Annotated in this window: 15 protein-coding genes; 14 read left to right on the plus strand and 1 reads right to left on the minus strand. The window is 45.6% G+C overall.

What is annotated here, in order from left to right; translation table 11 throughout:
* Positions 1–668: 668 nt before the first annotated feature.
* The 14 genes from ACRRU2_RS12560 to ACRRU2_RS12625 all read left to right on the plus strand — a co-directional run bounded on the left by ACRRU2_RS12560 (position 669) and on the right by ACRRU2_RS12625 (position 24,076).
* Complete coding sequence (locus tag ACRRU2_RS12560) at positions 669–2,357, plus strand: glycoside hydrolase family 10 protein (RefSeq protein WP_432502074.1); 1,689 nt, start codon at positions 669–671, stop codon at positions 2,355–2,357.
* A gap of 119 nt (positions 2,358–2,476) precedes the next feature.
* Positions 2,477–3,469: a LacI family DNA-binding transcriptional regulator gene (locus tag ACRRU2_RS12565; protein ID WP_331699933.1), complete on the plus strand. Its 993-nt coding sequence runs from the start codon at positions 2,477–2,479 to the stop codon at positions 3,467–3,469.
* 67 nt (positions 3,470–3,536) lie between these two features.
* Positions 3,537–4,532 (plus strand): N-acetylglucosamine kinase, encoded by a 996-nt coding sequence (locus tag ACRRU2_RS12570; RefSeq protein WP_331699934.1) that lies wholly within the window; start codon positions 3,537–3,539, stop codon positions 4,530–4,532.
* A 14-nt stretch (positions 4,533–4,546) separates the two neighbouring features.
* Positions 4,547–5,875 (plus strand): 6-phospho-beta-glucosidase, encoded by a 1,329-nt coding sequence (locus ACRRU2_RS12575; RefSeq protein WP_331699935.1) that lies wholly within the window; start codon positions 4,547–4,549, stop codon positions 5,873–5,875.
* Entirely contained in the window at positions 5,875–6,801 is a 927-nt protein-coding gene (locus ACRRU2_RS12580) for an ABC transporter permease (protein WP_331699936.1), read from the plus strand. Before ACRRU2_RS12575 ends, ACRRU2_RS12580 begins: the two co-directional genes overlap by 1 nt.
* A gap of 27 nt (positions 6,802–6,828) precedes the next feature.
* Positions 6,829–7,722 (plus strand): carbohydrate ABC transporter permease, encoded by an 894-nt coding sequence (locus ACRRU2_RS12585; protein WP_331699937.1) that lies wholly within the window; start codon positions 6,829–6,831, stop codon positions 7,720–7,722.
* A 32-nt stretch (positions 7,723–7,754) separates the two neighbouring features.
* Positions 7,755–9,410, plus strand: coding sequence for an extracellular solute-binding protein (locus ACRRU2_RS12590; protein ID WP_432502077.1), 1,656 nt, complete (start codon positions 7,755–7,757; stop codon positions 9,408–9,410).
* A 181-nt stretch (positions 9,411–9,591) separates the two neighbouring features.
* A complete protein-coding gene (locus ACRRU2_RS12595; RefSeq protein ID WP_432502079.1) occupies positions 9,592–14,460 on the plus strand; it encodes an endo-1,4-beta-xylanase in 4,869 nt (1,622 codons plus the stop codon).
* 144 nt (positions 14,461–14,604) lie between these two features.
* The gene (locus tag ACRRU2_RS12600) at positions 14,605–16,356 is read left to right on the plus strand and encodes a sensor histidine kinase (protein ID WP_432502081.1); all 1,752 of its coding nucleotides are present in this window, start codon (positions 14,605–14,607) and stop codon (positions 16,354–16,356) included.
* Complete coding sequence (locus ACRRU2_RS12605; protein WP_432502083.1) at positions 16,349–17,911, plus strand: response regulator transcription factor; 1,563 nt, start codon at positions 16,349–16,351, stop codon at positions 17,909–17,911. The genes ACRRU2_RS12600 and ACRRU2_RS12605 overlap by 8 nt, the downstream gene beginning before the upstream one ends.
* A gap of 183 nt (positions 17,912–18,094) precedes the next feature.
* Entirely contained in the window at positions 18,095–19,402 is a 1,308-nt protein-coding gene (locus ACRRU2_RS12610) for an ABC transporter substrate-binding protein (protein ID WP_331699943.1), read from the plus strand.
* Between the two features lie 154 nt (positions 19,403–19,556).
* The gene (locus tag ACRRU2_RS12615; RefSeq protein WP_432502085.1) at positions 19,557–20,480 is read left to right on the plus strand and encodes a carbohydrate ABC transporter permease; all 924 of its coding nucleotides are present in this window, start codon (positions 19,557–19,559) and stop codon (positions 20,478–20,480) included.
* Position 20,481: 1 nt separating this feature from the next.
* Positions 20,482–21,309, plus strand: a complete 828-nt coding sequence (locus ACRRU2_RS12620) for a carbohydrate ABC transporter permease (RefSeq protein ID WP_432502087.1) — start codon at positions 20,482–20,484, stop codon at positions 21,307–21,309.
* Positions 21,310–21,325: 16 nt separating this feature from the next.
* Positions 21,326–24,076: a glycoside hydrolase family 78 protein gene (locus ACRRU2_RS12625; RefSeq protein WP_432502089.1), complete on the plus strand. Its 2,751-nt coding sequence runs from the start codon at positions 21,326–21,328 to the stop codon at positions 24,074–24,076.
* A 591-nt stretch (positions 24,077–24,667) separates the two neighbouring features.
* Here ACRRU2_RS12625 and ACRRU2_RS12630 read toward each other — a convergent pair.
* Complete coding sequence (locus ACRRU2_RS12630; protein WP_432502091.1) at positions 24,668–25,126, minus strand: nucleoside deaminase; 459 nt, start codon at positions 25,124–25,126, stop codon at positions 24,668–24,670.
* Positions 25,127–25,135 lie beyond the last annotated feature (9 nt).

The following is a 25,135-nucleotide window of genomic DNA, read 5'->3' on the forward strand; positions in this document are numbered from 1 at the left end:
GAAATTTCATATACAATACGCTGAAATGCCCCAAAAAACACAAATGTATATGAAATATCATACAGAATCGGTCGGTGCTACCTCGAAATAGCTAAATGTATATGAAATTTCATATACAATAGGCTGAAATGCCCCAAAAAACACAAATGTATATGAAATATCATACAGAATCGGTCGGTGCTACCTCAAAACAGTTAAATGTATATGAAATATCATATACAATACGCTGAAATGCCTTGAAAAACAGAAATGTATATGAAATATCATACAGAATCGGTCGGTGCTACTTCAAAACAGCTAAACAACAGTGGCCGGAATCCCAAACTTGATCGCAGTAGTATTCCAAGCAGTAACATCCATTCTATTGCTTCTTGTTGCCCTATTCACAATTAATCGGTACCCTCCACAGTTCCACTACAAATTTTAATTGACGGATAGCGCGAGCGATGGTAATATCTAACTAAAGTTTAAACCTTTAAACTTTTATAACGTAAATGACCAACAAGACCAATCAAACGAAGAAAGCTGTTCTCTTATTGATTAATGTGTAGAAATATGTTGTTACTTGCAACAATTATGCCTATTACATTGATCAAGCAATTCGTATCAAGCATTTTTTTTAACTTGAAAGTTAAAGCCTTTAAACTTTTGTGAAGGGTGAGATGCTTATGGCGATTAGAAAAGGAAAGCTGATGAGGTTCGGTCTTATTCTGCTTGTAATCTGTTTTGTAATGCCAATGTACGCTCCAGCTGCAAGTGCAGCTAATACACCATTCGAAACAGAAGTTATTGTGAGGACAGTCAATCAGTTTAAAAATGCGGCAGACGTCACAACGTTTATCAACAAGGCCGTACAGTATAATGTCGACGTTATTAATTTGAATGTGAAGCAGGATGAGGATGACGAGGTGCCTTCAGGCTATGTATTTTACGACAGCGATATTGCGCCGATCGCCCCTGGCTATGCCACATTCGATGCTCTGCAGCACGTTATTACGGCAGCGCATGCCAACAACATTAAGGTCAGGGCATGGATACCGCAATTTCATGATCAGGCTGCCTTCAATTTTAACCCCGGCTGGCAAATGTATTCGCTAGTCGGCGGTGTCGCCAAACCGTTCAAAGGGTCGGGAGGCGACGAATATTTTGTCAATCCGATCCATCCCGATGTGCAGGCCTATCAGCGCTCCATCATTTCGGAGGTTGTAAGCAATTATGATGTCGACGGGGTTGTACTGGATTGGCTGCGATTTGATGATTACAACATGGATGTGAGCAGCTACACGGTAAATTTGTATCAGAGCCTGTATGGCTATTCGCCGCTCACGATCAATTTTGCGACAGATTCTACCCGCAGACAGGAGTGGAACGCATGGCGAACAGATAAAATCGGACAGTATGTCGCCGATGTGCGGGATGATATCGAAGCGGTGAAGCCGGGGCTGGAGCTAGGCGTATATATTTTGCCGCCTGAATTTACTGAGGTAGGGCAGGATGTATCGAAATTTCATGAATCGATAGATTTTGTTGCTCCGATGGCTTATTTCGATGATTGGGGCTTTACTCCGGATTGGGTGTACGGTACAAACGGGATTTTGGCGGATACAGCGGATTTAGCGGGTTCGGCCGTGCGCATCGTCCCGGCGCTCGATGATGATTGGACGACTGCTCAGTACAATCAGGTGTACGGCGGCATTCGAGATAACTATCCGAATGTTACACATTTATCATTTTTCTCTTATGGGGCATGGAGCGATACGACGCTGAGTCAAATAAACACGCGAAGAACCTGGCCGGATAATGGAGAGTATGATGCTGCGCTTCCTGCCGGCTGGAAAGCAAGAAATATCGGTTTAACAGCGGGCACAGCTTCCTACAGCAGCGGAGATTTTACGCTTACGAGCAAGAGCTCCGACATTTGGGGCACACAGGATAAGCTTAATTTTATTTATCAGACGATGACGGGCGATGGAACGATTGTTGCCAAAGTGAATGCTATGAGCAATATGAACAGCTGGGCTAAAGCTGGAGTCATGATGAGAGATACGCTGAATCCATCTGCAAAGCATGCAGATATGCTTATGACGCCTAGCAATGGCGCGACGTTCCAGTATCGCTCTGCAACCGGCGGCAGCATGACGGATGTCCTTTCATCTGCCAGTGTGCCGCGCTGGGTAAAGCTGGAGAGATCGGGCAATCAGTTTATCGGTTATATATCGTCCAACGGCACGAGCTGGACCGAGGTGAGCAGAAAAACGATTGCGATGAACAGTTCCGTGTACGTAGGCATTGCGCTGAGCAACCCAGGCAGCTCATCCTCGAACAAAGCCATGTTCAGCCAGGTCCAAATCTATTAAAAATTAGGATTCAAAACGCATCCATTCCCGAATTGACAACATTCGGGATGGATGCTAGCATCACAATTAAAGTTAAAACCTTTTAACTTTAATTCGGATTAAAGGAGAAGGCTGTATAGATGAACATTTATGATGTAGCAAAAAAATCAGGATTATCCGTTGTAACGGTTTCCAGGGTCATTAACAATTCCCCAACTGTGCGTGAAGGAAATAGACAAAAAGTACTAAAGGCGATGGAAGAGCTGAATTATCAGCCCAACTCGGCAGCACAGAGCTTAGTGCGCGGCAAGACAGGAATCATCGGCATGTCGATCACAAATTTGAATGACTCCTTTTATGACCGGGTTATTAAAGTCGCCAATCGCAAGCTGGCGGATCAAGGCTACTTTTTAGCATTGTCTATTTTGGAAAATGAAGGAGAAGGCGATATCAACAATTTTTTGTTTCAAAGAGACCGCGTGGACGGCATTATATTGCTGTCGCCTATCGAAGAGGAGCAGTACGTTGCCGAGCTGAAAAAGAAAAAAATCCCGTTTATTTTGCTGGATAACCAATTTGAGCACGACGATGTATCCAGTGTTGTTGTAGACAATTTCAAAGGGGGCTATGATGCGACGAAGCATTTGATTGAACTGGGACATACAAAAATCGCGCATATTGGGGGCCCAACTATTTTTCTAAGCGTTACAGAGAGAAAGAAAGGCTATGTGCAGGCTCTTGCCGATGCAGGACTGGCGCCATTTGCCATTGAATATAGCGGTTTTACCGTAAGCAATGGCTATGAGGTCGCGAAAAAATGGATAAGGGAGGATGCCTTGCCTACAGCCATTTTTGCAGGGGATGACTTTATCGCGCTGGGCGTCGTCCATGCACTGCGTGAGGAAGGCATCAAGGTGCCGCATGATATATCAGTAGTCGGTTTTGATGATCAGCAGCTCGCCGCAGAGTTTTTTCCGCGGCTGACAACGGTGCGGCAGCCAGAGGCGCAAATGGCGAGCATAGGTGTAGATTTGCTGCTGAAGCAAATTAATGGCCAGCTCGAGAAGCCGACGGTAACTAAGCTTAGCCCTCAGCTGCTTGTTAGAGAGTCTAGCGCTTATCTGAAAATATAATGTTTGAAGAAATTATGAGTCCGCGAAAGAGAACGACAGAAATAAATATTTAGGAGTGACTGAGCCTGTGAAATATTATTTGGGAGTCGATGCGGGTGGCAGCAAGACTTACGCAGTAATTGCCGATGAGCTGGGCCAAGTAGTCGGAATGGGAAAAGGAGGGAATGGCAATCATCAAACGAATCGCAAGCAGGCGGAAATTAGCTTGAACGAAGCGGTGGCCGGCGCGCTTGATGAAGCAGGCTTAACCGCCCAGCAAATTGCCCTTGCCTGGTTTGGCCTTGCCGGAGCAGATCGTGAAAGCGATTTCCGTATTCTTCGGCCGATTATTGCGGGGCTGAAGCTTCCGAAAACCGAAATATCATGTGATACAACGATTGCTTTGCGGGCAGGGACAGAGCATCCGTACGGCATTGTGCTTATTTGCGGCTCTGCAGTTAATTGCTCAGGAGTAAACCGGGCTGGCGAGACGTTCCAATGCGGAGGCTTTGGCTATCAATTCGGCGATTTCGGCGGCGGATATGATCTTAGCGTAGAAGTGTTCCGCAGTGTTATTCGCGCATTTGAAGGCAGGGAAGCTGAGACGCATCTATCAGATAAGCTTATCAAGCTGCTCGGGTACGCCAGCGTTGCAGAGCTAAGGGACGATTTTCTCGATCATTCCAGAAGCTTGCCGGTCAGTGCAGCAAGGCTGCTGTTTCAGGCTGCGGAGGAAGGGGATGCAACAGCAACCAAGCTGCTCATTAAACAGGGGGAGGAGCTTGGGCTTGCAGCATTAGCTACGATTAACCGCTTGAATATGAGCGGGGAAGCGTTTGATATTGTGCTCGCAGGCAGCTTGCTTGCAAAAGGCGATCGAGCAGGAATTATCCGTTCAGCTATTGAGAAAAAGGTCAAGCTGGCAGCCCCTGACTGTAAACTCAAGGCTTTGGATAAGGAGCCGGTTATCGGAGCGGTCATTTTGGCCATGGAGAGCAGTGGCTTGCAGCTGGACCGGGAGCGAATAGAAAGGCTTTCGCAAACGCAGCTTGGTTATATTCGAAAAATTCAAAATATTCAATAAAGGAATGGTTTGGCATGAAGAAAGCGTTGAAGCTGGTCGTTATTGGCGGCGGTTCCTCCTATACGCCGGAGCTGATGGAAGGTGTCATACAGCACTACAAGGAGTTGCCCGTAGAGGAAATATGGCTGGTTGATATTGAGGAAGGAATCGAGAAGCTTCATATTATTACGGAGCTGAGTAAACGCATGGTTGCAAAGTCACAGCTGCCGATTAAAGTGTACGGCACAACGAACCGCAGGGAAGCGATTGCCGGTGCTGATTTTGTTTGTACACAAATCAGAGTTGGTATGCTGGAGGCACGCAAATGGGATGAACGGATTCCTATTAAGTATAATGTCATTGGCCAGGAAACGACAGGCCCCGGCGGCATGATGAAAGGACTGCGCACGATTCCGGTCATCCTTGATATTTGCAAGGATATGGAGGAGCTGGCGCCGGACGCCTGGCTGCTTAATTTCACGAATCCGGCAGGGATGGTAACCGAGGCTGTGCACAAGTACTCATCGATTAAAAGTGTAGGCTTATGCAACTCGCCGATCGGCTTCAATAAGTGGCTGATGGAATTTTTCAAGCTTCCAGCCGAGCGCATTTATGCTGAGTTTGTAGGCATCAACCATTTGCACTGGGTGTCGGATGTCGTAATTGACGGGCAAAGCAAGCTGCAGGAGCTGATCGATTATCCACAAAGCTATAAAGCCGCCAATGTACCTTTTGAAGCTTGGAGCCACCGCTTTCTTGATTCCTTGCAAGCGATTCCATCTTATTATTTGAGCTACTTCTATATGACAGATAAGCTGCTGAAGGAGCAGCAGGAAGCAGCGAAGCAAAGCGGCTCGCGGGCTGAGGTTGTCAAAAAAGTAGAGGAAGAGCTGTTTGAGCTGTACCGCAATGTCGAGCTGGAGGAAAAGCCGAAGCAGCTGGAGCAGCGCGGCGGCGCTTACTATTCTGAGGCGGCAGTGCTGCTCATGCGTTCGATTTATAACGATGCCAGAGATATTCAAACGCTCAACGTAAGAAATGGCCGTATTATCGATTTTTTGCCGGAGGATGCTTCAATCGAAGTCAATTGCATCGTTACAAAGCAAGGGCCTATCCCGCTGCCTCTGCGTAAAATTCCGCCATCCGTCAAAGGCTTGCTGGCTGCTGTTAAGCAATATGAAAGCTTGGCGATTGAAGCAGCTGTACACGGCGACCGGAAAATAGCCTTGCAGGCGATGGTTCATCATCCGCTGGTGCCTTCTGTCGAAATAGCGGAGCAATTGCTCGATGAGATGCTCAAGCAAAATAAGCAATATTTGCCGAAATTTCAATGGGCCGCACAAGGCAGGGAGGACGAAAGCTGATGAAGGCAGCCCCTAAGCCGAGTAAACTGAACAAGTTTTGGAAGCAGTGGGATTTGCAATCTATGGTTTTGCCAGGCGTTATCTTTATATTCATTTTCAGCTACATTCCGATGTACGGGATTGTAATGGCTTTTCAGCAGTACGATATTTTTGCAGGAATATGGAAGAGCGAATGGACGGGGCTGGCCAATTTTCGGATGTTTTTCAATGCGCCGGAGTTTCTTAACATTATGCGCAATACAATTGCGATCAGCTTGTTCAAGCTCGTTATCTCTTTCCCTGCGCCTATCATTCTTGCGCTCATGCTCAATGAAGTAAGGCATATGGCGTTTAAGAGAATGATTCAAACAATAAGCTATCTGCCATATTTTTTGTCGTGGGTTATTGTGTCTGGCTTCGTGTTCTCTCTCCTCTCGGTTGATAATGGCACAATCAACATTCTTCTTCAGAAGCTCAATCTGATTGAGCATCCAATTAACTTCTTAGCGATTCCGGAATATTTTTGGACCATATTAGTAAGCGTAAATGTTTGGAAGGAAGTCGGCTTTGCCAGCATTGTCTATCTTGCAGCTATTGCAGGCGTAGATCCGACGCTGTATGAGGCTGCTTCCATCGACGGCGCAAGCCGATTGAAGCAAATTTATTTAATTACGCTGCCCAGCATAGCGCCTATCATTATTATTTTTATGATTTTAGCTATCGGCAATATTTTAAGCGCTGGCTTTGAGGATATATTGCTGCTTGCCAACAATCCTATTTTGCGGGAATACTCCGATGTTATTGATACTTACGTATACCGTGTCGGCATATTGAATTCGCGCTTCTCGTATGCCACAGCAGTGGGGTTATTTAAAGCGGTTATTAGCGTTAGCCTGCTCATTATTGCCAACAAAATAGCACGCAGAGCAGACGTCAGCCTTTGGTAGAAGTCTGTATTCTTAGGGGAGTGATTCATGATGCGGCTTAGTCTCGGAGACAGAATGCTGCAAAGAACAATCTACGTTTTTCTCACGCTGCTCGCCATCGTCATGCTCTATCCGTTCTGGAACTCGCTCGTCATTTCCTTCAATCTGGGAAGCGACACATCGCTTGGCGGAGTTACGCTATGGCCAAGGGCATTCACGCTGGAAAACTACTATATCGTTTTTCGCGATCAGAGGCTGCTGAATTCCTTCTGGATTTCCATTGCAAGAACATTAGCCGGGACGGTATTATCCGTATTTTTCACTGCGCTGCTTGCTTATGGCATGTCCAAAAAAGTGCTCTATTTGCGCAAATACTACATGGTTTTCTTTATCGTTACGATGTTTTTCAGCGGCGGCCTTATTCCTACCTTTATGCTTGTCCGTTCACTTGGCATGCTGAACACATTTTGGGTTTTTATTATTCCTGCTCTAATCAGCGTGTATCATATGATCGTGATTCGCACCTTTTTCTCGGCATTGCCTGATGGATTGGAGGAGTCTGCAAAAATAGACGGCTGCAGCAACTACGGCATTTTCTTTCGTATCGTAGTGCCGATCTCAGGCCCTGTGCTGGCGACCATCTCGCTGTTTACGGCGGTTGGGCACTGGAATGACTGGTTTACAGGGGCGATCTATGTGTCCAAGGATCATTTGCTGCCTATTCAGACGCTGCTCCGGCAAATTATGAATTCGAATATTATGACTGAAATATCCTCGTCCAATGCAATTGCGCTCGATCATATGAACCGTAATCGAACGGTTACGACCAAGTCATTGACGATGGCTACTATGATGGTTGCTACTATTCCGATTATTTTGACCTATCCGTTTTTACAGAAATATTTTGTCAAAGGGGTATTGATCGGGTCGATGAAGGAGTAGCTTCAATAAATTAATGGAAAGTAGGGGAAAAGATGACTAAAAAATTAAAGTGGGTGTCATTTGTTATTGCTGCCTTGCTTGTTTTCCTTGCTGCTTGCTCCAACAATGGGGGAGGCAAGGAGCCGAGCGCAGCGCCGCCGGCAACTGGCGGGCCTACGAGCGATGCCGGAGATGTGGAAAACAATTTAGGCGTTAAGCCTGTAACCTTCAGCTTCTACGGCCATTATGACTGGATGACGACGGCACCCTGGGGAGACAATGAGGCGACGAAATGGATACAGGAAAATTTAAAAGTGAATGTGAATCCCGTACAGGCAGGCGGAGCGCCTGAAGAGAAGCTCAACACGATGATCGTCGGCAACGATTTGCCGGATGTCATTTTTACAGATCGCGGAGCGGTAGTCGAACGCCTGATAAAGGCCGGCAAGCTTGTTGCACTCGACGAATATTACGATAAATACCCGAATTTCAAAAAGTATGTGAAGGAATCTACCTTTAACCTGCTTCGTTCCGAAGACGGTAAAATCTATCAAATTCCGAACTGGTACACAGCCGGCACCTTTGGCAACGGGGGCTGGATGGTAAATAAAGATATTTACAATGAGCTTGGCGGACCTAAGCTGGAAACCTTTGATGACTTATATGATTATTTATTGCAGGTTCGGGACAAGTATCCGAATGTTGTGCCTTTGGAGGTTGGCGAGAAGGGTGCCGGACTGGACATTATGTATGGCGGCTTTAAAGAAAATGCGACCAGTCATGATATCGGTCTCAAAGGGTATCCGGACGGCGACAAGCTGGTATCCATCTTTGAGGATCAAGCATATAAAGAGCTGGTGCTCTACATTAACAAGCTGTTCCGAGAAAGACTAATTACGCAGGACGCGCTGCAGCAAACACAGGATGCCGTGAAGGAAAAGGTGAATACGGGCCGTGTAGCCGTCATGATCGAATCCAATATTACGACTTACGGCGCTGAGGGTCATCGTGCACTGACCAATGCGAATCCAGACAGCGGCTATGAAATTATTTGGCCGATCCGCAAAGCGGGATTAGATAAGGATAAAATTTTTGTTAGCGGCTTTGAGAGCTTGGGCTGGAACGTAAATGTCATTACTACTGAAGCAAAAGATCCGGAAGCGATTTTTGCTTACTATGATTGGATCACCGGACCTGAAGGGCAAAAGGTACTGTTCTTCGGACCTAAAGGCTTGTTCTGGGATGAGGAAAATGCGGACGGCTCGCCAATTCCGAATGAAGCGTACAAAACGGGCGATGTCAACGAACGTACAGAGAAGATGAGAAAATTCGAGGACTTCAACTGGGCGGGCAATACGACATTTATTGATACAGCCAAAATGAGCCTGGAGATGGCACTCTCCGAAAATCAGCGTTCATGGGAGACGATCGCGCAATCTACTGTAACATGGGCGACTAGCAAGGACGTGACGGAATATGTGAATACGGAGCCGATTCCTGAAACAGAAATTGGCGTCATTTTACAAAATGTGAATGATATCTATACAGTAGCCTTTGCCAAAATGGTACATGCAAAGTCGGATGAGGAAGTGCTTGCTGTGCTGGAGCAGGCGAAAAAAGATTCAAACAAGGCAGGCCTTGATAAGCTGCTGCAATTCCGCACTGAAAAGTGGCAGGAGAACGTACAAAAAATTAATGCAGGCCATTAGTTTATTCGTATAACGCAGACAAAACGAGGACGATACACCTGAGTATGTATTTTGCACAATTGTTATCACTTATTTTTTTAATAAGTTTGTTTAACTATGGAGCGAAGTATATACCAGGTGATTTTTTTTGCCAAAAAAGCTGTATTGGCAGCACTAATAGACGAAACAGGAGGGGTAATTAATGAAATTAAGGCTAAAGAAGCGGCTCGCTTCAATTGCTGCGGCATCCTTGTTGTTCAGCTCAATTGGCCTGCAATTAGGCCATGCAGAACCGGCTTCAGCTGATGAAGCGGCGAACACGCCGTTTGAAACAGAGGTTATCGTAAGGACGGTCAATCAATTTAAAAATAACGCTGATGTGCAAAGCTTTGTGAATATGGCTGAGCAATATGGCGTTAATGTCATCAGTATGAATGTGAAGCAGGATGAAGATGACGAGGTTCGTTCCGGGCAGGTGTTTTACAACAGCAGCATTGCCCGGATAGCTGAAGGCTATGAAGATTTCGATGCCCTACAGGCTGTTATTGATGCTGCTCATGAAAAGGACATTAAGGTACATGCCTGGATTCCCCAGTTCCACGATCAGGAAGCTTTTTTGGAAAATAGTGATTGGCAAATGAAAGCTTTGGTTGACGGCGTACCGACACCTTTCACTGGCTGGAATGGAAGCGAATATTTCGTCAACCCGCTTCATCATGAGGTGCAGGCGTACGAGCGCTCTATTATATTAGAGGTTATCGAAAATTATGATGTCGATGGCGTCGTGCTCGATTGGATTCGCTTTGATGATTACAATATGGATGTAAGTGAGTATACAGTAGACAAATATGAAACAGAGTTTGGTTACTCGCCGCTTGAAATCGACTTCAGTACGGAATCTGCCCGGCGTTCGCAGTGGAATGAGTGGAGAACGGATCAGATTGGTGAATATGTAGGCGGTATTCGCAGTGATATTGCGCAATCCTCCAAACCGAATACGAAGCTGGGCGTGTACATCTTGCCGCCTGAATTCGTAGAGGTAGGACAGGATGTGTCCAAATTCAAGCAGCATATTGATTTTGTAGCGCCCATGGCTTATTTCGACGATTGGGGCTTTGAGAGCGATTGGGTATACAGCAATGAGTATGGCATTTTGAAGGATACATCGGATTTGACCAGCGGAGCGAACGTCGAAATTGTAGCTACGCTGGATAACGATTGGACGGATGATGAATATCAGGAAATTTATAAGGGCTTACGGGAAAATTATCCGGATGTAAAAAGGCTGTCCTTTTTTGCTTATCAAAAGTGGCCAGAATCTGAGTTGATTAAAATCAAAGAGCGCAAGGAATGGCCTATGGCTGGCTGGACACCGCCGGTCGAGCAGGATTATGGGGCTGAGCTGCCGGAAGGCTGGAAGGCTAGAAATATTGGACTTAAGCCGGGAGCTGCAAAGTATGAAGCTGCAAACGGTCAATTTATACTAAGCGGCCATTCAACGGACATCTGGGGCAATATGGATCAATTGAACTATGTCTACAAAGAGGCTTCGGGCGATATGACGATGATTGTTAAGGTCAAATCCATGGAGCAAATGAGCGGATGGGCCAAGGCGGGCGTCATGATTCGCGAATCACTCGATCGGGACTCGAAGCATGCCGACATGATGCTTACGCCGGAGAATGGCGCAACCTTTCAATATAGGCAACATACAAGAGGAGGCATGGCAGATCAAACCGCTGATGCAGCAGCGCCGTTATGGCTGAAGCTGAGCAGAAGCGGTGATGATTTTACTGGCTATATATCCGCCGATGGCGATTCTTGGGAGCCAGTAGGCAGTATTACGATTCCAATGGATGAGCAGGTGTATGTTGGCATCGCATTAAGCAACCCGGACGATAGCGAGTCCAATCAAGCAGTTATTGAAAATGTGGAACTGTTAGAGGAAGATTCGCCAACAAATCCTAATCCGGGCGGAGGAGAGATCCCTCAGCCTTGGACAGCAGCCAGTATTGGATCCGGCACAAGCAGCTCTCAATATGATGCGGCAAATGATAGCTTTACAGTAAAGAGCACAGGCACAGATATTTGGGGCACCAGCGATGCGATGCATTATATTTATCAGCCGCTTAATGGCGACGGGCATTTAATGGCCAAGGTTGCCGGAATGACAGATGTAAGCGAATGGGCAAAAGCGGGTGTCATGATCCGTGAATCCATTGCTGCCAATGCTGCGCATGCCGATATGATGATGACGCCGAATGTGGCCAGCTTTCAATTCCGTGAGCAAATGGAAGGCAGCACAGCTGACACGACCAGACCGGGAACGCTTCCTGCATGGGTGAAAATTGTGCGCACAGGCGATACGTTTATTGGATTCGTATCGTCAGACGGCAGCGAGTGGACGAAGGTGGGCGAGAAGCAGATTGCGATGCCGGACAATGCGTATGCAGGGCTGGCTGTCAGCAACCCGGGCGGCAGTTCTTTAAGCAAAATTATGTTCGAGGAGGTTTTGATTTACGAAGGAACGGATGCAGAGCCGCCAACCGCACCGGGTTCACCGCAGGTTACTGAGGTGACAAGCGATACGATTGCACTGTCCTGGATGGCGTCAACGGACAATATTGCCGTTTCGGGCTATGAGATCAGTTATGGAGAGCGCACTGTTTTTACAGCAAATACAGCAATTATATTGCAAGGCCTGACGGCTAATACGACGTATGATTTTTTGATTAAAGCTGTTGACCTGGCGGGCAACCGGTCTGGCGCAGTTGCGATAACGGCGTCTACTGAGGGGTATAATGTGCTGAAGGGGCATAACTGGAATCAAATGTCGGGTGCAACGATGGTAGGCAGCGAGCTGATTGTAAAAGGATTGGGAAGAGGGATCATTCCGCTAGGCAACCAGCCAAGTCAGCCTGCTGTTGCCAATCCGCCTATAAATTTGCGCGGGCCGCAGCTGAATGTATCTGGTAATTTTATGATAGATTTTGAGCTTCTAGCTTCGCAGCAGGCGCGCCCTTCTGTACAGCTGTACGGCGCCTTGCCGATCATTCAGGATGAATGGCGGGAAGAAGGCAAATATGTCAGCATGGAGCTGCATGGAGGCAAGCTGCATGTAAAGGTTTATGATGGCTTGTCCGCTTATCCGGATACAGCTGAGTACAGTTATAACGGAGCTAGCGAAACCAGAGTTTCCGTAGCAAGCAATGCTGGCAAGCTTGTATTTTATGTGAACCAGAATGAGGTCGGGCAGTTGGATGATCCAGGCGTATTCGATAGCCATAAGGTTTATTTCGGAGCAGATGCGGCTGTCGGCAAATCCTTCATGATTCAAGCCATCTATGCGAAGCCGCTGGATCCAGCTTCAACACTGGACGTCCAGGATCAGCAATTTAGCTTATCGGGCAGCAAGGCTGAGTCGCTGCGCAGCCTGGCGACCAAAAATTATTCGCATTTGTCTATCGGTACAGCCGTTTCTGTCAATGCGCTGATCAGCGACCCTCAATATGCGGAAATACTAGGGCGCGAATTCAATATGATTACGCCGGAAAATGATATGAAATTCCAATTCATACATCCGCAGCGCAATGAATATGCCTTTGCTGAAATGGACGCGCTGATGGAATATGCTGAGCTTCATAATATGAAAGTGCATGGCCATACGATGGCTTGGAGCGAAGCTGTACCGCGATGGGTAACCGACGGCAATTTCAGCAAGCAAGAGTTAAAGACGATATTGGAAGAGCATATTACAACTGTTGTGAGCCGATACCCGAAAATTATGAGCTGGGATATTATTAATGAGCCGATGGCAGGCCTGAATGTTGATCCCAATATTCGTCCGTCTATTTGGTATGATAAGCTTGGCGAGGAATATATTGAAATCGCATTAAGAGCGGCACATGCGGCTAATCCGGCAGCGAAGCTATATGTAAATGAGTATTGGATAGAAGAGGATAATATAAAAAGCAATGCTGTGTTTGAATTAGTCAAAGGGTTGAAGCAGCGCGGTGTGCCTGTGCATGGCGTAGGCTTTCAGATGCATGAGGATTTAACGGATCAGTGGGATCCTGTCAGCGCAGCAGAGTTTAAAGCAACAGCGACTAAATTCGCTAATATCGGCATCGAGGTTCGTGTTTCGGAGCTGGATATGAACATTCATAAACCTGTCAATGCGGCTACACTGCAAGAGCAAGCTGATTATTTCGGTGAAATTACCGATATGGTTAAAAAATTCAAAGTTAATGGTATAAAGTTCAATGCACTGTCGATGTGGGGCTTTACGGATCGTTACTCGTCCCTGCAGCCGCATCATTCCTACGGCAGCTTTGGAAATGGACTTATTTTTGATGAGAATTATGGAGCGAAGCCTGCATATGATGCTTTAGTTGATTCCTTGAAAGAGCCGGGTCCGGCAAATCCTAACCCTGATTCAAATCTAAACCCAACCCCAAATCCAAATCCGCCAAGTGAAACCGATGAGGACGAGGAAGAGGAGTCGGGTGAGAATGGGAAAACCGATGGAGATGGCAATGGGCAGTCCGGAAATCAGCTGAAGGACATAGGCAATCATTGGGCAAAGCGGGATATTGAGCAAGCGGTGCAAAAAGGCTTCGTGAAGGGGTATCCGGATGGAAGCTTCCAGCCGGATCGTCATGTAAGCCGGGCTGAGTTTGTGCATATGCTGGTGCAAGCTTTAAAAGTGCCGCAATCAGCTTCGGCATTCAGTTTTGCAGACCAAGCTGCTATCGGCAGTTGGGCGCAATCATCGATCGCAGCAGCGGCAGGCAAAGGGTGGATAACCGGCTATCAGGATGGCAGCCTGCGCCCTAACGATGGGCTGACAAGAGCGGAGCTCGCTGTTATTGTCGCCCGTGCGCTCCAGCTTGAACCATTAACTGCGCCAACAGAGTTTAGCGATGACAGCCAAATTCCTGACTGGGCGAGGGGATACGCAGCCGCGCTGCAAAGCAAAGGAGTTTTGCTTGGAAAAACAAATAAACGCTTCGCTCCTATTGAAGTAACGACTAGGGCGGAAGCCGTGAAAGTCATTTTATCGATCCTATAGTTTTATAAAATAAATAGAAGTGCAAAAAACCTTCTCCACGCCGTGCGCCAATGGAATCAACCTTCCATAACGTACTGCCGGGAAGGTTTTTTTAAATGAAAAAAAAGTAAAGGTTTTCGAATAATGTAGACGAAAAGGAGGCGGATGAACTATGATAGCAAAAAAACGCTGAAGGGGAGTTCGGCCATGCTCCGTCTCATTCGTAAATTTAATAGCCGCTGGAATCGCATTCGTGTTCCTTACAAGCTCATGCTTATTTATATTCCGCTTATTATCGGTCCGGCCTTGCTAAGCATGTATTATTTGACGAATAATTACGCGAATGAAGCAAAAGTAAACAGAATCTCTAACATGACAGACCTGTTAAATGTGCTGGGCAAGAAATTAGATGACCAGGTGCATACCTTTGAAAAGCTGTCCCGTCAAATTATGACAGATACTGAAATTATGACATTGGCTACGAAGCAGCCTGAAACGACATATGACCGCTTTTTAATAGAAAGTGCAATTAACAATAAACTGAATGCAATCTGGCTCAACGCAGACAACAATAGTTACATTCGCGCCATTATTATTGCAACGGACGATCAAATATACACGTATGGAAAAAGCTCTATCTTGAATTACGATGTGCTTGATCCAGTGTATCAAGAAAAGGTTGAACAGAAAAAGGGAGGGGCAGTCTGGTTCGAACCGCAAGCTTTTTCGGACGGTTTTTCGGAAACGCTGTCATTTCGATTGGCCAGAGCGATAAAAGACCCGAAGCTTCATCATTTAGGCCACTTAACGTTAATCATCGATACGAAGTTATTTACGGATCAATTTGATGCGACCGTGCAGGATATACCTATTAAACTGCTGGATGCTGACGGCGAAGTGCTGTTATCTAATGAAATTGTATTGGACTCCAATAAATATCAAGCAGACACCTACTCGCAAGAGCCGATGTATACAGGATGGTCGCTGTCGGCAGAGCTGCCCCTGCAGCAGCTCTATGCTTCAATCTACGATACTGTAAAGACCGCAGTCATTTTAATTTCTATTTGCGCAGTCATAGGTTTGCTTGTTACTCATTTGCTAGTAAAGGATCTTGTTATCCCCATCCGCAAGCTATTGCGGAACATGAAGCAAAGCATTCGCGGCGTTAAAGCCGAGAAGCTGCAGCATTTCGCAGGCGCGGTAGAGATTGTTGAAATGAATGATACGCTTATCTCCTTAATGTATGAAATAGAAAATTTGATTGAAGAAAAGACGAAGCAAGAGCATAAAAAGAAAAATGCAGAGCTGCGCGCTTTGCAGCAGCAATTGTCCCCCCATTTTTTATACAACACATTAAACTCTATACGCTGGATGGCTATTATTCAAAAGCAGGATCATATAAAAGATATGCTGGATGCACTGAACCGGCTTTTAACCTATGGACTAAGGGGAGATGAGAAGCTAGTTCCGATGCGCACAGATTTTGCTATTTTAGATGATTATGTGAAAATACAACGTGTCCGCTATCAGCATTTCGAATTAATTTGCCAAATACCAGAGGAGCTTCTGGATATACGAATTCCAAAGTTTTTATTGCAGCCGTTAATTGAAAATTCGCTTATTCATGCGCTCGCTCATGCCGATCGTCCTGGAGTCATTACGATTCAAGCTAGGGCGGAACGAGATTATATTTGGCTGGATGTGATAGATAACGGGATTGGGATGAGCGAAGAGCAATTGTTAAAATTAAAACAGAGCAAGCATAGTGAGGATAAGCATTTTGGTTTTCATAGCGTTGTCGAACGTGTGCAGCTTCATTATGGAGAACAATATGGAGTATTTATTAATAGTGAACAACAGAAAGGGACAATAGTTACATTAAAAATACCGAAGCAGGAGGGAGCTCTGTATGCGTAAAGTAATGATCGTAGATGACGAATCACTTGTGCGGATCGGTCTTCAATCGATGATCGACTGGGAAAGCCGCGGTTACCGTATAGAAGGTGTTTTTAAAAACGGGGCAGAAGCGCTCGAAGCAGCTAAAAGAGAACATTACGATATTGTTTTGACAGATATTAAAATGCCGGGCATGGGCGGCTTGGAGCTGATCAGCCATTTGCGGCAAGTAAGCCCAAGCACGAGTGTCATCATTCTTAGCAGCTACAATGACTTTGAATACACTAGAAAGGCAATTCAATTAGGCGTCAAAGATTATATTTCAAAATATCAAATAGAGCCGGAAGAGTTATTTCGGGTACTAGACAGCTTGAACGTTTCTTATCACGAGGCTGGCGCTGTCTCCCGCCCTGACGCTGCGGGCGCACTGTCTTCGTTAGAAGCCGAAAAGGCCAGACTGCTTGTGGAAAGCAGGCAGCCGGATGCTTGCTTTGAATACCCGCTGCTCAGTGCGTGGATGGACAAGCTTCATGCCAGCAGCTGCCGCTGGATTATGATAGAGCCGCTAGAGCGCCAAGATGGCTATGAAAACGGAGAAATACGCGTTCTTTCCTTGCTTATAGCCGAAATGTTTGCACGTATTAAAAACCCGATTTTTTTAGGCGAGGATAAAGGCAGGCTGCACGGACTGCTTGCTGTTGCGGAAACGCCGTTCACGACAGAAGTATTGGAAGAAATGACTACAGAGTGGTGCGCCACCAGTCATGAAAAGTTAAATATAAAAATAGCTGTCTTTTGGAGCTCGCCCCGCTCTATTAAGGACGGCTGGCATGAAGCAAGATCGGCAGCTTTGCAATTGAGCCGCTTAACTTTCCATAAAGAAGCTTCATGGATGATAGAGGACCTATATCCGGTGCCTCGCTCCTTTGAGCATGAAGAATGGCTGGAGCTCCATCAGCTTATTCGCAAACGCATTGCCTTTTATCAATTTCATGAGCTGGCTGCAGATTTACAGCAGCATTTGGATGAAGGCAAGCATATAGAGCCGGAGGAATGGCTGCGGTTATACAAGCAAGCCGCTCATCAATTATCCGATCATTTGCTGAATGACTGCCGGATTGCAACAGAATATATAGAAACATTTTTTAAAGGATTATGGCCGCTGCCTGACTATATTTCAAAAGTGAAATCCAGTACGCAGCTTTTGCGGCATTTTTCCCAAATGACAGCAGCTGCCGAGCAGTACACCCAGTCTGGCGCCAATACAGCAGTCTGGATTGCTAAAGTTAATGAGTACGTCGCCAATCATTACGCTTCATTGCGGCTTGAAGATGTTGCCGAGCATGTTCATCTGAGCGTCAATTATTTCAGTCAAAAATTCAGACAAGAAACTGGAGAAGCCTTTATCGATTATTTGACGAGAATTCGTATTCAAGAAGCGATTAAGCTGTTTAGAAGCACCTCATTGTCCACTGAGGAGATTGCCGAGCAGGTTGGGTACATGAATGCGAACTATTTCACAAAAGTGTTTAAAAAGGTTACAGGCCAAACGATTAAACATTTTAAATTAAAATAAGCAGCATCGTAAAAAATGGAAGGTTTACCGATAAATTTGGCATGCGGGTTCGCATGTTATTGAAAAGTGGAATAAAAACCATCGATTTGACGATGGCTCGAGTTATCGTGAAGCGCTTACAATATATTCGAAAGCGTTGATAAAAGCAGCTTGCACGATCGATAACGAAGGGGGATTAAAAGGATGAGAAAAAAATCAATCATACTTCTTGCCTCAATCATCATGGCAGCAATAGTGCTGCAAGCGTGTGGCGGGGGCAACTCTGGCGGAGGAAAAGATAAGAATAACACCGGCAGTAATGCTACAAAACAGCCTAATACAGAAAATGTATCTTTAAAGGTATGGGGGGATCTGGGTAATCAAGCTGTTTTGGAAGAGCCTTTTAAAGAAATAAACGCACTCTTCGCTACAAAACATCCGAACATCAAAATCGAGTTTGATTTTGCTCAAAACGATCAAAGCTTGAATGTGGCGCTGCAAGCAAATGAGCTGCCGGACTTATTTATGGTTCAAGGCGATAAAACATCAAAAATGAAAGAAATGCAGCAGAACGGTTTTATAACGGACCTGACTTCTTACAATATGGATCTCAGCCGTTTCTCCGAATCCGAAAAGTCTTACTGTATGATTGATGGCAAAATTTATTGCTCCTTGCCTGCATTTTTTGATACGAACGTTGTCTACTATAACAAAGATATTTTTGCTAAAAATAGTTTGAGTGTTCCTGCTAACTGGGAGGAATTTATGTCCATTATGAGCACGCTTAAAAGCGCAGGCGTAACCCCTATTGCATTAGCGGGCAAAAACGAATGGGATCGCGCTTGGCCGGTATTTGCCTTCGCTCCTGCCTTTGCTAATGACGGATTGAAGGCTGCCATGAATGGGGACGGCAAATTAACGGACGATAAAAATCTGGCGGATATGTTCCAATTCATTCGAGATTTTTCAGAAAAGGGCTATTTTGATAAAGACTTTTTAGCCACGGATAGTGCCGGCGCACAGTTTGCTTTTACAAATGGCAAAGCCGCTATGATTATTGACGGAACCTGGAACAACTCCACGTATAGCGAGTCGGGACTCAACCTGGGCCGATTCTCCGTACCGAATAATGATGGCAAGCGTATAGTTCAATCCAGCTATAGCAATTTTATGACGTATGCTATTTCCTCCGGCTCGAAGCATCCAGACGCAGCAGTACAGTATTTGAACTTCTTGAATAGCGTGGAGGCGCAGCAAATTATGGAGAACTATACTGGCCTCGTTCCAACGCTCAAAGATATAACAGCTAAAGATGAGGGAGTTAAGGAATTAGCGCAATTTGACGAGGCAGGATTAAATATATACTCCGTCCTGACAGCTCTATCAACTCCAGAGTCCAACGCAGCAGATATTATGATGAAGGATGTTATTCCGAAGCTGCTATCTCTATCCATTTCAGGAGAGGAAGCGGTGCAAATCTTAGATAAGGCCGCTTCTTATCCAACAAAGTAAACCTTAACCGGCTTATATGGTGAAAAAGCAGGCAGCTGTACAGTTTTACAAATACTCTTGGCCAATACAGGCAGCGTTCCTTGGGCACGCTGCTTGTTGTTAAAGAGGAAGCCGTTTTATTGTTGTGAAGGAATGAAATGAGGTGCTTGCAGCTATGGGAACCTGGCTTAAAAAACGTCCTTTTATTTGGTTTATATTGCCCGGTTTACTTCTCTATTCGTTATTTTCTATTTATCCTATTTTTTCAGCAGCACAGCTAAGCTTAACGAAGTGGGATGGCATTGGCGTAAAACAATTTATCGGGTTTCAGAACTATATGGAACTATTCAGCAATCCCGAACTATCCAGCCAATTAGTAAATGCGTTGAAAAATAGCGGAACGATTTTTTTACTAAATACAGTCGTCGTTTTACCTTTGCAGATTATTATCGCCTATATTTTATTTTCACAAATTAAAGGGCACCGCTTTTTTCAAGCGATGATCTTTTCGCCGCAATTTATTTCCACGCCAGTTATTGTGTTTATGGGTGTCCTTATTTTTGACGGCAATATTGGCGTATTTAATAAGCTGCTTGAAGCGATTGGGATGGGCGAGTATACAAGACCGTGGATGGGAGTTCCGGAGTTCGGCATCTATATTGTGTGGCTGCTCATTGCATGGTCGGGAATTGGAGTAGGGATGGTTTTCTTTTTAGGGGCTATGAAAATGATTTCGCATGAAATTATGGAGGCTGCCTTGCTTGAGGGGGCGAGCTATTGGAGACGCTTTTGGTCCATTATCGTTCCGCAAATTAAAACGACTATATTCAATATGTTGATATTGACCTATATATTCGCTATGACCACCTTTGATTTCAGCTTTATGCTAGGCGGTGTGTCCGGCGGCATAAACCGAAGTGTCGATGTGATGTCGCTGTTTTTCTATCGTATCGCTTTCGGTGAAAATAGTGCGGTAGGCGGCACTACAAACGTAAATGCAATGGGAATGGGCACTACGATAGCCTGTGTCATGTTTGTCATTATTTTTGTCGTTGCCTTGCTGCAGCTTTCCTTAACGTATCGGAAATCGGAGGACTGATATGAACATACTGCGTCCAAAAAAGATGATTACGAGCTCCATTTTATTATGGGGGACATCGCTTTTCACCCTCTTTCTGCTAGGCTATATGTCTTTTCAGTCTTTAAGGGACAAAAAGGATTTGCTGTCCAACACATTCGGCATCCCGGATGCTTTGAGCTTTGCCAACTATATCAAGCTATTTGCCGAGGCGAAATTTTTCGTCTATTTTTTCAATAGTGTATTCATTCTCATCGCCGCACTGCTTCTGGTTGTTATTTTATCTACAATGGCTGCATACGGGATCGGCAGATTTCAATTTAAAGGCAAGCAAGGCGTGCTGCTTTATTTTCTTGTCGGATTAATGTTTCCTGTTCAGCTCGGGATCGTTCCCGTCTTTCTGCTTATCCGGCAGCTGGGCTTAATTAATACTCCTTGGGCGGTAGTGCTTGTATTGGCGGCTGGACTGTCCATGCCCGTCTTTCTGCTAACTATTTTTTTTGAAAAGCTGCCAAAGGATATGTACGAATCTGCCAAAATAGACGGAGCGAATGAATGGACAACCTTTTATAAAATAATGTTTCCACTCGCGAGCCCGGTTGTTTTCAGCGTATGTATCATTATGTCCGTGCAAATATGGAATCAATTTTTTATTCCGATTATTTTTCTGCAAAGTGAAAGCAATAAAACATTGCCGCTTATGATCGTTAAATTCACGAATAATATGATGTATAACTTTGATCTGGCGCTGGCTGGTTCCGTTATGGCTACCATTCCATTATTGATTTTATTCTTTTTCTTCTCCGGCAAAGTGATGGAAGGCATGGCATCCGGCGGAGTAAAAGGATAGAGGAGGAGGCTTTCCGTTGAATTCCATACAATTGACTTCTTTACGTACCGAATATTTAATCAATCCGCTGGGTATTGATAGCCCCCGGCCCCGCTTCAGCTGGATCATTGATTCTGCTAACCGCCGCGGGGTTATGCAATCCGCCTTTCAAATTATCGCCTCATCCAATGAAGGATTACTGCATGCTGATACAGGCGATTTATGGGACACAGGCAAGGTGTTCTCCGACAATTCATTGCATGTAAAGTACGAAGGCGATCCCCTTTCTTCTGAGCAGCAGGTATATTGGAAAGTACGCATTTGGGATGAGAAAAATGAAGTGACCTCATATAGTGAGCCTGCCTTTTTCAGTATGGGGCTGCTCCGGCGCGATGAATGGCATGGCTGCTGGATCGGTCTAAAAAGCGGTCTTCGCCCGACTAGGGAGAGGCCTAATCCGGTTGTTTATTTCCGCAAATCGTTGAATTTGCAGCAGGCCGTTCGCCGTGCAACGATATATGCAACCGCGCTTGGCGTATACCGCCTTCATGTTAACGGTGAAAAGCTGGGCAGACATCTTTTTGCACCAGAATGGACAGATTATCATGTTCGCACGCAGTATCAAACTTATGACGCTACTTCAGCATTTCAGCAAAGCAGCGGTGAAATTGCATTAAGCGTTATGCTGGGCCATGGCTGGTATACAGGCTATCTTGGCATGTATGGCTTTCAAAAATACGGCATGGAGCCCTCCTTCTTCATGCAGTGCAATATTGAGTTTGAAGATGGAACAGGCATGTCCGTTTCCAGCGATGAGAGCTGGAAAGCGTCTTTCGGCCCGATTACCGCATCAGACCTGCAAATGGGCGAAACCTATGATGCGAATAAAGCAATGGAGGGATGGATGCTGCCGTCTTTTGAAGAACATACTTGGTATCCGGCAGAGCGGATGTACGACTATCGCGGCAAGCTGGTTGCTCAGATGGTTCCGCCTGTTGCCCAAACCCGCGAGCATTCAATCCGTTCTATTAGACAATTGCCAAATGGAAGCTGGTTAGTCGATATCGGTCAAAATCTGACCGGCTGGCTGGCGCTGCAGCTGGAGGAGGAAGCGCAGCAAACCATCACGCTTCGTTATGCTGAGGCGCTAGATGCAGAAGGAAATTTATATACGGATAATTTGCGTTTAGCGCTGCAAACGGATCGTTTTAAAACAGCAGAAGCGGGTGCTTATCAATTTGAAACTGCGTTTACTTGCCATGGCTTTCAATACGTTGAGATTAGCGGGTTAACGAAGCCATTGACGAAGGAGCAGCTTACCTGCAAGGTTGTTCATTCCAATCTTACGGAAACAGGGGAGCTTACAACCTCCAATCCGCTGATAAATAAATTGTTCCAAAATATACTTTGGTCGCAGCGCAATAATTATATGAGTGTGCCAACCGATTGCCCGCAGCGTGATGAGCGGCATGGCTGGACGGGGGATGCGCAAATTTTCGCAAGAACAGCGGCTTACAATATGGATATTGCTTCTTTTATGACGAAGTGGATGACGGATCTGGCGGACGGACAGCAGCCAACCGGCGCTTACAGCGACTTTGCACCATTTGTGTTTGGGCCCAAAACAGCCTATAACAATGATTTTACGTATACCCATATTGGTTCTGCCGGCTGGGCGGATGCACCGGTTATCATTAGCTGGCTCATGTATGAGGTATATGGAGACAGGGAGATTTTAAGGCGCCACTATGACAGCATGAAGCGCTGGATGGATTATAACGATCAGCTCTATGCAAGCGGCATACGCTGCGACGCTCCGCAATACGGGGACTGGTTATCTGTCCATGAACGTCCGCTTGAGGAAATGAAAGAACAATATGGCTGGCTCGTCGCTGAAAATTCTTCTACCCCGTATGACGTTTTTTCTACCTTGTATTGGGCCTATGATGCTCAGATCATGATAAAGATCGCCAGCTTGATAGGAAGCAGGGAGGAGGTTTCACACTATGAAGCCTTATACCGAAAAATCGTAGCAGCATTTCATGCTGAATTTATTACTAGTGATGGCGAGATCAAGGGGGATACACAGACTGTATATGCCATGGCGCTCGATTTCAATTTAATTCATAATAAACAGCTGGAAGAGAAAGCATTGAACCGGCTCATTCGTAAAGTGACCTCGGCAGGCATGGCTACTACCGGCTTTCATGGCACCCGCTCCTTGATGCGCGTGCTGTCCAGATATGGTCATCATGAATTGGCATTTTCTCTATTATTAAAAGAAAGCTATCCTTCATGGCTATATTCTGTAGTGAATGGAGCTACTACGATTTGGGAACGCTGGGACGGCTGGACGAAGGAGAAAGGGTTTCAGCGACCGGGAATGAACTCCCTTTGTCATTACGCTTTTGGCTCTGTTGGAGAGTGGCTGTATGAGCAGATCGGAGGAATTAGGGGCAAGGAAGCAGGCTGCCGGCAAATAACTATAGCACCCAAGCCTTTAGGCGGCTTAACCTATTCGAAAGCAAGCTATGAAACTCCTTATGGCAAAGTAAAGTCTGAGTGGAAACTTGAGGGCAATACCTTCCATTTATCCGTCTGTATTCCTGCAAACACTCGTGCTTATATCCATATTCCGTCTGCTTACTCTGGTCAAATAGAAGAGAATGGTCAGCCTGTTAATAATGAGACAGAAAACCTGTCACTTTATGAGGAAAGCGATGCTGAAGTCGTTTATTATGCAGGCTCCGGCACCTATAGCTTTACATCGAAACTTGCTAGAACGTAGTGATGAAAATCGCTAGAACGTAGCAAATGAAAATTGCTATAACCTAGCAAATGAAAATTGCTATAACCTAGCAAGTTGCAAAAAAACCTCTCTTTGCAGATGAGCTGCAAGGAGAGGTTTGTTCCATATGCTTAGCCAATTGGGAATGAAGCAGCGGCTGCGTCCGCCTAAACTGGAATACAGTGCCCGCCTAAACATGATTGCAGTCCCCGCCTAAACATGATTGCAGCGACCGCCATTTCGCATTGCTTGTTTCCCTATTCACAATGATCAACAACATCCCTAGCTGGTCAGTCGTTCCGTTATTACGCCCAAAATCGCAGTTTTGAGGCTGCAAAGTGACAGACGTTCCGCTATTGATCCATAAATCGCAGAAAAAGCTTCTTCTAGACCCGAATAGCGGAATGTGTGGCCGCGAAATTACAAAAATGACGCTTTTAAGGCAAATAACGGAACGTGTGACCATGCCGAGACATAGTGTGCAGCCTTTGGCAAGCAATAATAAGACTCTACAATGACTCGTTATTTTTTGAGAACCGTTCGCCGAACGGGCAGCAGAAAATTGTAATTTGCAGCGAAAGCGTCAAGCTGTTACTTGTTTTCTTCTTGAAGCTTATCGAAATGCTCGAACAGGTAGTCGCAATCATCGCGTTGCGGCACTTTAACCATATTAATTACGCTGTCATCAATGCCTTTCAAATACTTGCGCAAATGCATGTCGCTGAAGCCAAACTTGTCTGCATCTTCAGAAGTATTGCAGTAGTATACTTCTTTGATGCCTGCCCAGATCATAACAGAAACGCACATTGGACAAGGCTCGCAAGTGGCATACACGGTACAGCCTTCCAAATTCATCGTGCCCAATTTTTTGCATGCCTCGCGAACGGCAACCATCTCTGCATGTGCTGAAGGATCTGTGTCGCGCATCATCGTATTGCTGACTACTGCAATAATTTCGTCGCCTTTCACGATCGTAGCGCCAAATGGGCCGCCTACCTTTGCGTTCATGCCTTCAATTGTTTTTTCAGCTGCCATTTTCATGTAATCCATTGTAATAGC

Origin of the sequence: Paenibacillus sp. GXUN7292, assembly GCF_050864975.1 — a bacterium.
In the GTDB taxonomy this organism is placed as follows: domain Bacteria; phylum Bacillota; class Bacilli; order Paenibacillales; family Paenibacillaceae; genus Pristimantibacillus.